This window comes from Pseudomonas simiae (assembly GCF_000934565.1).
Taxonomy (GTDB): domain Bacteria; phylum Pseudomonadota; class Gammaproteobacteria; order Pseudomonadales; family Pseudomonadaceae; genus Aquipseudomonas; species Aquipseudomonas simiae.
Genome location: NZ_CP010896.1, coordinates 4,814,636 through 4,827,137, shown reverse-complemented (window position 1 = coordinate 4,827,137; position 12,502 = coordinate 4,814,636). Strand labels below are relative to the sequence as shown.

Sequence of the window (12,502 nt, the reverse complement as noted above, 5' to 3'; positions counted from 1 at the left end):
TGGCGTTCCGGGTCGATCAGTGCGCCGGGAGCGCGGTTTATACTCCCGTCGCTCGCCACTTCACCGATTCAGGGTTGATACATGCGTAACGATGCTAAAGACGACTTCGACAACGTTCCCAGCCTGCGGGCCGATCTCGGGGATGACGATGATTTCGAACCGACCCCGGCCACCTCGGTGCGGTCGCGCAACACCAAGGTCGTCAAGGTCAAGAGCGCCAGCACCGGGCCACTGTGGGCCTTGATCGGCGCACTGCTGATCGCCTTTGCGGGCCTGGCCTGGTGGAGCTTCCAGCAGATCTCCTTGATGGGGCAGCAGTTGGTGGCCACCCAGGAAAGCTTTGCGCGCATCAGCGAAGAAGCGGCGGGGCGCCTACAGGATATTTCCGGCAAGGTCGTGGCCAGTGAAGCGAGCGTCAACAATGGCAGCGAAGCGCTGAAACTGCAGATCAAGCAGTTGGAAAGCCAGTTGCTGGAGCAGGGCAAGCAGCAGGTCGGCGTGGCCGGGCAAGCTACCGAGCTGGATAAGCGCCTGGCGCAAATGACGGCGAGCACCACTGAGCTGTCCAACGCCAACAGCAAACTGCAAGGCCAGGTCCAGGCCTTGACCGACGCCGTGGCGACGCTCAAGGCGGCACAAGGTGACGCTTCCAGGCGCGATAATGAAATCAAGGAACTCACTGCTGACGTGGCCGCTTTGAAAAAGCAGGGCAACCCGAGCGCTGCTATCGCGCGCATCGAGCAGGACCTTGTGGTCCTCAAGAGCGCCCAGGACAACCCGCCGTCCAACAACGATGCGCCCACCAATAAAGAGTTCGACGTGTTCCGTATCCAGACCACGCGCAATATCACCACCCTGCAAAGCCAGGTGCAGAACCTGAACCAGCAACTCAACGCGCCGGCGAAGGTCACCCCGTTAGGGCAATAAGGCTGTCGATGGAAATGTCACCACTTGGTGACATTTCACTTCCCCTTCGTTACATGCCGCCGCCGCGCCCTTGTTTAGACTCCGGTCATCCCACAAAAAACAATAAGGGCCACCCATGATCACGCAACCACTGCCTGCCAGCAGTTGGCTGAACGCGCCTGCCCATTACGTTTGGCTTGCAGCCGAGGGCCAGCGCCTGCTGGCGTTCGCCAAAGCGTCTCGACTGCCCGATGGCTTTGGCAACCTGGACGACAAAGGCCAATTGCCGGCCGATGCTCACGCCGAAACCATGAACACCGCCCGCATGACCCACAGCTTCGCCATGGCCCACGCCTTGGGTTTGCCAGGGTATGCCGAGCTGGTGGCGCACGGTGTTGCAGCCCTCAGCGGCGCGCTGCGTGACAGTGAACACGGTGGCTGGTTCGCCGCGCCCCACGCCCTCGATGGCAACCGTGGCAAGGCCGCCTACCTGCATGCCTTCGTCGCCCTGGCCGCCAGCTCGGCGGTAGTAGCAGGCGCGCCCGGTGCATCCACCCTGTTGAACGACGCCATCCATATCATCGACCATTTTTTCTGGAGCGAAGAGGAGGGCGTGATGCTCGAATCCTTTGCCCAGGACTGGAGCGGGGTCGAAGCCTATCGCGGCGCCAACAGCAACATGCACGCCACCGAAGCCTTTCTCGCCCTGGCCGATGTCACGGGCGATACGCGCTGGCTGGACCGCGCGTTGCGCATTGTCGAGCGTGTGATTCATACCCACGCTGCCGGCAACCAGTTCATGGTGATCGAACATTTCGACACACACTGGCACCCCTTGCTCGGCTACAACGAAGACAACCCCGCCGACGGCTTCCGCCCCTACGGCATTACCCCCGGCCACGGTTTCGAGTGGGCGCGGCTGGTGTTGCACCTTGAAGCCGCGCGCCTGCAAGCCGGGCTCGTCACACCCGAATGGCTGGTGGCCGATGCCAAGGGGTTGTTCGCCAGCGCCTGCGAATACGCCTGGTCCGTGGATGGCGCCCCCGGCATTGTCTACACCCTCGACTGGAACCATCGCCCGGTGGTGCGCGAACGCCTGCACTGGACCCATGCCGAGGCCAGCGCGGCGGCCCAGGCCTTGCTCAAGCGCACGGGCGAGTTGCACTACGAAACCTGGTACCGGCGTTTCTGGGAATTTTGCGAGACCCACTTTATCGACCGTCTCCACGGCAGCTGGCACCACGAGCTCAGCCCGCACAACCAACCCAGCAGCAACATCTGGGGTGGCAAGCCAGACCTGTACCATGCCTGGCAAGCGGTATTGCTGCCTGCGCTGCCGCTGGCGCCAAGCATGGCCAGTGCCATCGGAACGGGGCGCTATGTCACCAACTGGTGACATTTGTGCATCCCTTTGTTACCTGCGCCTTAAAAAACCCTGTTTAAACTCCGTGCAGCGCAAGCCTAAGACTTGCATGCATAACAACAAGAAAAGGTACTCAGATGAACGCGATTAATCGCCTCGCCGTCGCTATTTCCATTGCCTCGTTGTTTCCCCTCAGTGCATTTGCCGCCGACTCCAAAGGGACGGTTGAAGTTGTGCATTGGTGGACCTCGGGCGGTGAGAAGGCGGCCGTGGATGTCCTGAAGGCCCAAGTCGAGAAAGATGGTTTCGTCTGGAAAGACGGCGCCGTCGCAGGTGGCGGGGGCGCCACTGCCATGACCGTGCTGAAAAGCCGCGCGGTCGCCGGTAACCCGCCAGGTGTTGCCCAGATCAAAGGCCCCGACATCCAGGAATGGGCGTCCACCGGCCTGCTCGACACCGACGTGCTCAAAGACGTCGCCAAAGAAGAGAAGTGGGACTCTCTGCTCGACAAGAAAGTCTCCGATACCGTGAAGTACGAAGGTGACTACGTCGCTGTGCCGGTCAACATCCACCGCGTGAACTGGCTGTGGATCAACCCGGAAGTCTTCAAGAAAGCCGGTATCACCAAAAACCCGACCACCCTCCAAGAATTCTACGCAGCCGGTGACAAGCTCAAGGCCGCGGGTTTCATTCCGCTCGCCCACGGTGGACAGCCTTGGCAGGACAGCACCGTATTCGAAGCGGTCGTTCTGTCGGTGATGGGGGCCGATGGCTACAAGAAAGCTCTGGTCGACCTGGATAACGGCGCGCTGACCGGTCCGGAAATGGTCAAGGCGCTGACCGAACTGAAGAAAGTCGCAACCTATATGGACGTCGACGGTAAAGGTCAGGACTGGAACCTCGAAGCGGGCAAAGTCATCAACGGCAAGGCCGGCATGCAGATCATGGGTGACTGGGCCAAGTCCGAGTGGACCGCCGCCAAGAAAGTCGCCGGCAAGGACTACGAGTGCGTAGCGTTCCCGGGCACCGACAAAGCGTTCACCTACAACATCGACTCCCTGGCGGTGTTCAAGCAGAAAGACAAAGGCACGGCTGCTGGCCAGCAGGACATTGCCAAAGTCGTACTGGGTGAAAACTTCCAGAAAGTGTTCAGCATCAACAAGGGGTCGATCCCTGTTCGCAACGACATGCTGAACAAAATGGATTCCTACGGCTTCGACTCCTGCGCCCAGACCGCTGCCAAGGACTTCCTGGCAGACGCCAAGACCGGTGGCCTGCAGCCAAGCATGGCGCACAACATGGCCACTACCCTGGCGGTGCAAGGTGCGTTCTTTGATGTCGTGACCAACTACATCAACGACCCGAAAGCCGACCCGGCCGACACCGCCAAGAAGTTGGGCGCTGCGATCAAGTCTGCCAAGTAAGGCCTGGTAGCGGTTTTTTGTAGGTGCTGGGCGTGTGTGGGAGCGGGCTTGCTCCCACATAAAGCCAGCGTCACAAGGTTTATTGGCTGGTCCTTTTTCCCTGTATTGGATTTCCCCATGAGTTCTGTTGCTGTGTTCAGCAAAGCCTCGCCGTTCGATGCACTGCAGCGCTGGCTACCCAAACTGGTGCTGGCGCCCAGCATGTTCATCGTGCTGGTGGGCTTCTATGGCTACATCCTGTGGACGTTTGTGCTGTCGTTCACCAATTCCACGTTCCTGCCAACCTACAAATGGGCGGGGCTTGCGCAATACGCGCGCTTGTTCGACAACGACCGCTGGTGGGTGGCGAGCAAGAACCTGGCAGTCTTTGGCGGGATGTTTATCGGCATCACCCTGGTCATCGGCGTGACCCTGGCGATCTTCCTCGACCAGAAAATCCGCCGCGAAGGCTTCATCCGCACCATTTACCTGTACCCGATGGCGCTCTCGATGATCGTCACGGGTACGGCCTGGAAATGGCTGCTCAACCCAGGCATGGGCCTGGACAAACTCCTGCGTGACTGGGGCTGGGAAGGCTTCCGTCTCGACTGGCTGATCGACCCGGACCGCGTGGTCTATTGCCTGGTGATCGCTGCCGTCTGGCAAGCCTCGGGTTTCATCATGGCGATGTTCCTCGCCGGCCTTCGCGGTGTGGACCAATCCATCGTGCGCGCCGCGCAGATCGACGGCGCGAGCATGCCGCGCATCTATTGGAGCGTGGTGCTGCCAAGCCTGCGCCCGGTGTTCTTCAGTGCGGTGATGATCTTGGCGCACATTGCGATCAAGAGCTTCGACCTGGTGGCGGCGATGACCGCTGGCGGCCCGGGCTACTCGTCCGACTTGCCAGCGATGTTCATGTACTCGTTCACCTTCAGCCGTGGCCAGATGGGCATGGGCTCGGCCAGTGCAATCCTGATGCTCGGTGCGATCCTCGCGATCATCGTGCCTTACCTCTACTCCGAGCTGAGGACCAAACGTAATGACTAGTCTCGCTTCCAAACCTGCTATCAGCCTGAGCCGCATCGCGATCTACGCGGTGCTGATCCTCGCCGTGCTGCTGTACCTGGTGCCGCTGGTGGTGATGCTGCTCACCAGCTTCAAGACCCCGGAAGACATCAGCAGCGGCAACCTGCTGAGCTGGCCGACCGTGGTCACCGGTATTGGCTGGGTCAAGGCCTGGGCTACCGTGGATGGCTACTTCTGGAACTCGATCAAAATCACCGTTCCGGCCGTACTGATCTCCACCGCCATCGGCGCGTTGAACGGGTATGTGCTGTCGTTCTGGCGCTTCAAAGGCTCCCAGCTGTTCTTCGGCCTGCTGTTGTTCGGCTGCTTCCTGCCGTTCCAGACCGTGCTGCTGCCGGCCTCGTTCACCCTGGGCAAGATGGGCCTGGCCAGCACCACCACCGGCCTGGTGTTTGTGCACGTGGTCTACGGCCTGGCGTTCACTACGCTGTTCTTCCGTAACTACTACGTGAGCATTCCGGATGCACTGATCAAGGCCGCGCGCCTGGACGGTGCGGGCTTCTTCACCATCTTCCGTCAGATCATTCTGCCGATGTCGACACCGATCATCATGGTCTGCCTGATCTGGCAGTTCACCCAGATCTGGAACGACTTCCTGTTCGGCGTGGTGTTCTCCAGTGGTGACTCCCAGCCCATCACCGTGGCGCTGAATAACCTGGTCAACACCAGCACCGGGGCCAAGGAATATAACGTGGATATGGCGGCGGCGATGATCGCCGGGCTGCCGACCCTGCTGGTCTATGTGATCGCAGGCAAGTATTTCGTGCGCGGCCTCACAGCCGGCGCGGTCAAGGGGTAATCATGGCTACGCTTGAACTTCGCAATGTAAACAAGACCTATGGCGCCGGCCTGCCCGACACCTTGAAGAACATCGAACTGTCGATCAAGGAAGGCGAATTCCTGATCCTGGTCGGCCCTTCGGGGTGCGGCAAGTCCACGCTGATGAACTGCATCGCCGGCCTTGAGACCATCACCGGCGGCGCGATCATGATCGGCGACCAGGACGTGAGCGGCATGAGCCCCAAGGATCGCGACATCGCCATGGTGTTCCAGTCCTACGCGCTGTACCCGACCATGAGCGTGCGCGAGAACATCGAGTTCGGCCTCAAGATCCGCAAGATGCCCCAGGCCGATATCGACGCCGAAGTGGCGCGCGTGGCCAAGCTGCTGCAGATCGAACACCTGCTCAACCGCAAGCCGGGCCAGCTGTCCGGCGGCCAGCAACAGCGCGTAGCCATGGGCCGTGCCTTGGCGCGTCGGCCGAAGATCTACCTGTTCGACGAACCGCTGTCGAACCTTGACGCCAAGCTGCGCGTCGAGATGCGTACCGAAATGAAACTGATGCACCAGCGCCTCAAGACCACCACGGTCTATGTGACCCACGACCAGATCGAAGCGATGACCCTGGGCGACAAGGTCGCGGTCATGAAGGACGGCATCATCCAGCAGTTCGGCACGCCGAAAGAGATCTACAACAACCCGGCCAACCAGTTCGTGGCGAGCTTTATCGGTTCGCCGCCAATGAACTTCGTGCCGCTGCGCCTGCAACGCAAGGACGGTCGCCTGGTGGCCCTGCTCGACAGCGGCCAGGCCCGTTGCGAACTGGCGCTGAACACCACGGAAGCCGGCCTGGAAGACCGCGACGTGATCCTGGGCTTGCGCCCGGAGCAGATCATGTTGGCGGCAGGCGAGGGCGACAGTGCGTCGAGCATTCGTGCCGAAGTGCAGGTCACCGAGCCGACCGGTCCGGACACCCTGGTGTTCGTGCAACTCAATGACACCAAAGTCTGCTGCCGCCTGGCACCCGACGTGGCACCGCAGGTGGGCGAGACCCTGACCCTGCAATTCGATCCTTCCAAGGTACTGCTGTTCGACGCCAACACGGGCGAGCGGTTGGGCACTGCTTCTTCATTGCCCGCACAGGGGCATGCCGACAATGTGGCCCAATTCAAAGGCCGTTGAAGCAGATAAGTTGTTGTTTTAGATAAAAAATGTAAACCACGTTAGATAAAAACAGTTTAATAACAATAAAGACGAGGATGTAGGGATGAAAAAGCAACACAACAACACTCGGCTGATCTGCCAACTGTCAGCTGCAGCAGCCCTGGTATTGTCCGCCAATGCGATGGCAGACGATGCATTCAGCTCCAGTTCCAAATGGATGACGGGCGATTGGGGTGGCGAGCGTACCAAGCTGATCGAGCAAGGTATCGACATCAAGGCCGACTACGTTGGGGAGATGGGCTACAACGCCAAAGGTGGTTACAACGACGACAAGACCGGTCGCTACTCTGACCAGTTCGGTCTCGGTGTGGCACTGGACCTGCAAAAGCTGTGGGGCTGGGATAACACCCAGGCCAAGATCCAGTTGACCAACCGTAATGGCCAGAACATCTCCAACGACCGCATTGGCGACCCGCGTGCCGGCACGCTGAGTTCGTCCATGGAAGTGTACGGCCGTGGCCACATGGTGCGTTTGACCCAGTTCTGGATCCAGCACCAGATGTTCGACAACAAGTTGGACGTGAAGCTCGGTTACTTCGGTGAAGGCGAAGACTTCAACACCTTCCCGTGCGACTTCCAGAACCTGTCGTTCTGCGGCTCGCAAGTGGGTAACTACGTCAACACCTGGTACAACTGGCCCGTCAGCCAGGCCGCGATCCGCGTGAAGTACAACATCACGCCTGAGCTGTATGCGCAAATTGGTGCGTACAACCAGAACCCTTCGCAACTGGAGCACGGTAACGGCTTCAAACTCAGCGGCAGCGGCACCAAGGGCACTGTGATTCCGGTGGAATTGGTCTGGTCGCCGAAGGTCAACAACCTGCCGGGCGAGTACCGTGTGGGTTACTACAAGAGCGCGGCCGATGCACCGGACGTGCGTGAAGACGTCAACGGCAACGATGCGGTCATCACCCGTGCAGACTTCCGTACCCGCAGCAGCAAGAAAGGTTACTGGTTCGTTGCCCAACAGCAACTCACCACGCATAACGGCGATGCTTCGCGCGGCCTGAACATCGCGGCCAACGCCACCTTCCACGACAAGGAAACCAACCTGGTCGACAACTACCAGTCGTTGATGCTGGTGTACAAAGGCCCATTCGACGCGCGTCCAAAAGACGACATCGGTATTGGTGTGGCTCGTCTGCACGTGAATGATGACGTGAAGAAAAACGCCGAGCTGCTCAACGCCGCCAATGGTGTGAACGACTACGACAACCCGCTGTACACGCCGATTCGCGAGACCGAGTACAACGTCGAACTCAACTACGGCATCAAGGTGACCAACTGGCTGACCGTGCGTCCTAACCTGCAATACGTCGTCCAGCCTGGCGGCGTGGATAAAGTCGACAACGCGTTGGTGGCGGGCCTGAAAATTCAGTCTACGTTCTAACGCTGTTGCGATAAGCTCCTTCTCTCTGTGCGCATTTTGCGGGTAGCCATGGCTACCCGCTTTTTTTGGGGCGCATTGTGATGATATTCAGGACCGTGGCACATGCACGAGCAACCGCTGCAACGCTTTTTCAAATCCCTGCGCGAGCGCCCGGTGTTCGCCTGGGAGCGCTTCCAGATGCGTGATGTGTTGGTGATCGACCATCCGCTGTGCCAGGCGGTGTTCAGTCGTCAGGGCGCGCAGCTGTTGCACTTCCAGCCCCGTGGCCAGAAACCCTGGCTGTGGTGCGCAGCCAAATGGCCGCAAGTCGGCGCCATCCGAGGTGGCGTGCCGGTGTGCTGGCCATGGTATGGCCGCCATCCGAGCGAAAATGCCTGGCCTTCCCATGGGTGGGCGCGGCTGATCGACTGGAAGCTGCTCGACAGCAGTACCGACGACGATGGCGTACATCTGCACTGGCAATTACAGCTTTGCGACTGGCAGGTCGACCTGCACGCGCATTTGGGCGAAGCCCTGGAACTGCGCCTGAGCACCGAGCATCAAGACGAGCTGCCGTGCCAATTGAGCCACGCTTTGCATGCTTACTGGCGTATTGGTCACGTCGATGAGATAGCGCTGTCTGGGCTCGACGGTGCGCAAGGTTACGACCAGCTCAATCGCCAGGTTTGCCAGCAGGAAGGCGAACTGCGGGTGGAGGGCGGCTGCCAGCGGGTGTTCCAGCACGAGGGCGAATTGCAGCTCAAGGACCACGCTTGGCAGCGCGAACTGTGCATCGACACCGGCGACAGCGCCGACACCGTCGTATGGCATCCCGGCAGCCGGCCGCTGTTGGGGGTGAGCTTTAACGAGGCGTCGGGATTTGTGTGCGTAGAGTCGGCGATGGCCGGGGCCAGCTTGGCGCCGGGGGAGAGGGCGCACCTTAGTTTGCAGGCCAGGGCGGGGGCTTAACGGTGCGGCTGATGGCCCCATCGGGGGCAAGCCCCCTCCCACATGGGTGCTGTGTGGTGCCTACAATCTATTAGCACTGAAGATCAAGTGTGGGAGGGGGCTTGCCCCCGATGAGGCCAATAAAGCCAACATAAATGCTGACTCAGTTGAACTCATCCCCCACCGGATACCGGCTGTCATTCAAACTCTCTTTGATCTTGCGCAGATGCGGCTGGAAATCCACGCCACGGCGCAAGGTCATGCCAGTCGCCAGTACATCCAGCACCGTCAACTGAATGATCCGTGAGGTCATCGGCATATAGATGTCGGTGTCTTCGGGCAGCGGGATATTCAGGCTGACGGTACTGGCCTTGGCCAGCGGCGAGTTCTCGGCGGTTACGCCCAGCACCGATGCACCGTTTTCCCGGGCGATACGCGCCACTTCCACCAGTTCGCGGGTGCGCCCGGTGTAGGAAATGATCACGAACAGCTCGCCCGTGTGGGCCACCGAGGCGATCATGCGTTGCATCAGCACGTCGGCGTGGGCGGTCACTGCCAGGTTGAAGCGGAAAAACTTGTGCAGCGCATCCATGGCCACCGGTGCCGAAGCACCCAGGCCGAAGAAGTGGATCTGTCGCGCCTGGATCAACAGATCCACGGCCTTGCTGATCAAGGCAGGGTCCAGGGCCTGGCAGGCGGCGTCCAGCGAGGCGATGGCGCTGCCAAAGATCTTCTGGGTGTAGGCCTCGGGGTTATCATCTGCCTCCACGGCGCGGCTGACGTACGCGGCGCCACTGGCCAGGCTTTGCGCCAACTGCAATTTAAGTTCAGGGTAACCGCTGACGCCGAACGAACGGCAGAAACGGTTGACCGTCGGTTCACTGACCGAAGCGGCTTGGGCGAGGGCTGCGATGGAGAAGCGGGTCGCCTGCTGCGGGTTGAGCAGGATGACCTCGGCAACTTTTTTCTCAGCCTTGTTCAATTCTTCGAGGCGGTTCCGGATCTGTTCCAGAAGATTTCGCACGCGGTCCATTCAGTGTTTCCTTCGGGCGACGATGCAAATAAAGGGTGGCAACCAATCGACGAGTGGCCTTTTGCGGTGGCCTATCCTACTGAGGGTAGCTGAACACCACCACTCGGAATGCGTATTTCGGGAAAATGTTGTGGTTATTACTACATTTTTCCTTGAGTGATGCCTTGAAAAAAGGTATTTGTAGCTTAACTTGATAAAAGAACAAACATCATGCCTTCGATAACCGTAGAACCCTGCACCTTTGCCCTGTTTGGCGCCTTGGGTGATCTGGCGCTGCGCAAGTTATTTCCTGCCCTCTATCAACTCGATGGCGCCACGCTCCTGCACGACGACACGCGCATCCTGGCCTTGGCCCGTGAAGCCGGTTCCGAGCAACAGCACCTGGCGCACATTGAACAAGAACTGCGTAAATACGTCGGCAAGGAGCTGGATGAAACCGTCGCCCAGCGGTTCCTGGCGCGCCTGACCTATGTTCACGTCGACTTCATGAAAGCCGATGACTACGTGGCCCTGGCGGACATCGCTGGCACCGAACAACGCTTGATCGCTTACTTCGCCACCCCGGCGGCGGTGTATGGCGCGATCTGCGAGAACCTGTCCAAGGTCGGCCTGGCGGAAAACACCCGCGTGGTCCTGGAAAAGCCCATCGGTTCGGACCTGGAGTCCTCGCGCAAGGTCAACGACGCCGTGGCGCAGTTTTTCCCGGAAAACCGCACCTACCGCATCGACCACTACTTGGGCAAAGAGACGGTACAAAACCTGATCGCCCTGCGTTTCGCCAACAGCCTGTTCGAAACCCAGTGGAACCAGAACTACATCTCCCACGTGGAAATCACCGTGGCCGAGCAGGTCGGTATCGAAGGCCGTTGGGGCTATTTCGACAAGGCCGGTCAGCTGCGGGACATGATCCAGAACCACCTGCTGCAACTGCTTTGCCTGATTGCCATGGACCCGCCGGCCGACTTGTCCGCCGACAGCATCCGCGACGAGAAGGTCAAGGTGCTCAAGGCCTTGGCGCCGATCAGCCCGGATGGCCTGACCACCCAAGTCGTCCGCGGCCAGTACATCGCTGGCTACAGCGCCGGCAAGCCGGTGCCGGGTTACCTGGAAGAAGAGAATTCCAACACCCAGAGCGACACCGAGACGTTCGTCGCCTTGCGTGCCGATATCCGCAACTGGCGTTGGGCCGGGGTGCCGTTTTACCTGCGTACCGGCAAGCGCATGCCGCAAAAGCTGTCGCAGATCGTCATCCACTTCAAGGAACCGTCCCACTACATCTTCGCCCCGGAGCAGCGCCTGCAGATCAGTAACAAGCTGATCATCCGCCTGCAACCGGACGAAGGTATTTCCTTGCGCGTGATGACCAAGGAGCAGGGCCTGGACAAGGGCATGCAACTGCGCAGCGGCCCGCTGCAACTGAATTTTTCCGACACCTACCGCAGCGCCCGTATTCCGGATGCCTACGAGCGGTTGTTGCTGGAAGTGATGCGCGGCAATCAGAACCTGTTTGTTCGCAAAGATGAAATCGAAGCCGCGTGGAAGTGGTGTGACCAGTTGATCGCCGGGTGGAAGAAGTCCGGTGATGCGCCCAAGCCGTACGCGGCGGGGTCCTGGGGGCCGATGAGCTCGATTGCACTGATCACGCGGGATGGGAGGTCTTGGTATGGCGATATCTGAATTGAAACTGCCGCAGGGCGTAACGCCCCACGAGTACCGCACACCGGCACTGTTGGCGGAAGGTTTGGCCAATGATGTGGCCGAGCAACTGCGCACGGCCGTCAGTGCCCGCGGCGAGGCGACCCTGGTGGTGTCCGGTGGCCGCAGCCCCGTGGCCTTCTTCCAGCATCTGGCCAAGCAGGCGTTGGACTGGTCCAAGGTCACCATCACCCTGGCCGACGAGCGCTGGGTGCCGGTGGAGCACGCCGACAGCAATGCTGGCTTGCTCAAGCAGCATTTGCTGCAAGGCCCGGCGGCCAAGGCCAAGTTCTTGAGCCTCTATAGCGCCGCGGCCAATCTTGAAGAAGCTGCCGAGCAGGCCGATCGCCTGCTGGGCGAGTTGCCAGCCATCGATGTGCTGGTGCTGGGCATGGGTGACGACGGTCACACCGCGTCGCTGTTCCCAAACAGCCCGAACCTCGCCGAAGCGCTGAAGGCCGACGGTACCCGCCGTTGCTGGCCGATGCTGGCGCCGACCGTGCCGCATCAGCGCCTGACCATGAGTCGCGCGTTGCTGGCGACGGCTAATTACACCGTGCTGTCGATCTCCGGCAGTTCGAAATTGACCACCTTGAGCGCCGCGCTGGCCAGTGACGACGTCTCTGCCATGCCGATTCGCGCGTTTCTGCAACCTACATTAGAGATTTACTGGTGCCCATGAGCCAAGGATCAGC

General features: G+C 60.1%; 11 protein-coding genes. 10 read left to right on the top strand and 1 reads right to left on the bottom strand.

From position 1 onward, the window contains the following. The first annotated feature begins 81 nt into the window (after positions 1 to 81). The 8 genes from PF1751_RS21905 (at position 82) to PF1751_RS21870 (ending at position 9,100) form a co-directional block, all read left to right on the top strand. Positions 82 to 927 carry an ATPase gene (locus tag PF1751_RS21905; protein WP_021491259.1) on the top strand — a complete coding sequence of 282 codons (846 nt, stop codon included), beginning with the start codon at positions 82 to 84 and terminating at the stop codon, positions 925 to 927. Positions 928 to 1,042: 115 nt separating this feature from the next. Next, entirely contained in the window at positions 1,043 to 2,302 is a 1,260-nt protein-coding gene (locus tag PF1751_RS21900) for a D-mannose isomerase (RefSeq protein ID WP_042571247.1), read from the top strand. Positions 2,303 to 2,406: 104 nt separating this feature from the next. Continuing rightward, complete coding sequence (locus PF1751_RS21895) at positions 2,407 to 3,693, top strand: ABC transporter substrate-binding protein (protein WP_010208183.1); 1,287 nt, start codon at positions 2,407 to 2,409, stop codon at positions 3,691 to 3,693. 117 nt (positions 3,694 to 3,810) lie between these two features. Beyond that, positions 3,811 to 4,719 carry a carbohydrate ABC transporter permease gene (locus PF1751_RS21890; RefSeq protein ID WP_010208185.1) on the top strand — a complete coding sequence of 303 codons (909 nt, stop codon included), beginning with the start codon at positions 3,811 to 3,813 and terminating at the stop codon, positions 4,717 to 4,719. Next, a complete protein-coding gene (locus tag PF1751_RS21885; protein ID WP_010208187.1) occupies positions 4,712 to 5,557 on the top strand; it encodes a carbohydrate ABC transporter permease in 846 nt (281 codons plus the stop codon). Before PF1751_RS21890 ends, PF1751_RS21885 begins: the two co-directional genes overlap by 8 nt. A 2-nt stretch (positions 5,558 to 5,559) precedes the next feature. Continuing rightward, positions 5,560 to 6,720, top strand: coding sequence for an ABC transporter ATP-binding protein (locus PF1751_RS21880; RefSeq protein ID WP_010208189.1), 1,161 nt, complete (start codon positions 5,560 to 5,562; stop codon positions 6,718 to 6,720). An 85-nt stretch (positions 6,721 to 6,805) separates the two neighbouring features. Further along, a complete protein-coding gene (locus PF1751_RS21875; protein WP_042571248.1) occupies positions 6,806 to 8,152 on the top strand; it encodes a carbohydrate porin in 1,347 nt (448 codons plus the stop codon). A gap of 102 nt (positions 8,153 to 8,254) precedes the next feature. Next, positions 8,255 to 9,100, top strand: coding sequence for a D-hexose-6-phosphate mutarotase (locus PF1751_RS21870; RefSeq protein WP_010208191.1), 846 nt, complete (start codon positions 8,255 to 8,257; stop codon positions 9,098 to 9,100). A 142-nt stretch (positions 9,101 to 9,242) separates the two neighbouring features. On the opposite strand, the gene PF1751_RS21865 is transcribed toward PF1751_RS21870, so the two are convergent. Continuing rightward, positions 9,243 to 10,103 (bottom strand): MurR/RpiR family transcriptional regulator, encoded by an 861-nt coding sequence (locus tag PF1751_RS21865; protein WP_169898656.1) that lies wholly within the window; start codon positions 10,101 to 10,103, stop codon positions 9,243 to 9,245. Between the two features lie 219 nt (positions 10,104 to 10,322). On the opposite strand from PF1751_RS21865, the gene zwf reads away from it, so the two are divergent. Continuing rightward, the gene (zwf, locus tag PF1751_RS21860) at positions 10,323 to 11,789 is read left to right on the top strand and encodes a glucose-6-phosphate dehydrogenase (RefSeq protein ID WP_010208198.1); all 1,467 of its coding nucleotides are present in this window, start codon (positions 10,323 to 10,325) and stop codon (positions 11,787 to 11,789) included. Further along, entirely contained in the window at positions 11,776 to 12,489 is a 714-nt protein-coding gene (gene pgl / locus PF1751_RS21855; RefSeq protein WP_010208199.1) for a 6-phosphogluconolactonase, read from the top strand. Before zwf ends, pgl begins: the two co-directional genes overlap by 14 nt. The last annotated feature ends 13 nt before the right edge of the window (positions 12,490 to 12,502 follow it).

Excerpts from the sequence above, each read along its gene's own strand:
- PF1751_RS21905 (WP_021491259.1), top strand. The coding sequence starts at position 82 with ATGCGTAACGATGCTAAAGACGACTTCGACAACGTTCCCAGCCTGCGG.
- PF1751_RS21900 (WP_042571247.1), top strand. The coding sequence starts at position 1,043 with ATGATCACGCAACCACTGCCTGCCAGCAGTTGGCTGAACGCGCCTGCC.
- PF1751_RS21895 (WP_010208183.1), top strand. The coding sequence starts at position 2,407 with ATGAACGCGATTAATCGCCTCGCCGTCGCTATTTCCATTGCCTCGTTG.
- PF1751_RS21890 (WP_010208185.1), top strand. The coding sequence starts at position 3,811 with ATGAGTTCTGTTGCTGTGTTCAGCAAAGCCTCGCCGTTCGATGCACTG.
- PF1751_RS21885 (WP_010208187.1), top strand. The coding sequence starts at position 4,712 with ATGACTAGTCTCGCTTCCAAACCTGCTATCAGCCTGAGCCGCATCGCG.
- PF1751_RS21880 (WP_010208189.1), top strand. The coding sequence starts at position 5,560 with ATGGCTACGCTTGAACTTCGCAATGTAAACAAGACCTATGGCGCCGGC.
- PF1751_RS21875 (WP_042571248.1), top strand. The coding sequence starts at position 6,806 with ATGAAAAAGCAACACAACAACACTCGGCTGATCTGCCAACTGTCAGCT.
- PF1751_RS21870 (WP_010208191.1), top strand. The coding sequence starts at position 8,255 with ATGCACGAGCAACCGCTGCAACGCTTTTTCAAATCCCTGCGCGAGCGC.
- zwf (WP_010208198.1), top strand. The coding sequence starts at position 10,323 with ATGCCTTCGATAACCGTAGAACCCTGCACCTTTGCCCTGTTTGGCGCC.
- pgl (WP_010208199.1), top strand. The coding sequence starts at position 11,776 with ATGGCGATATCTGAATTGAAACTGCCGCAGGGCGTAACGCCCCACGAG.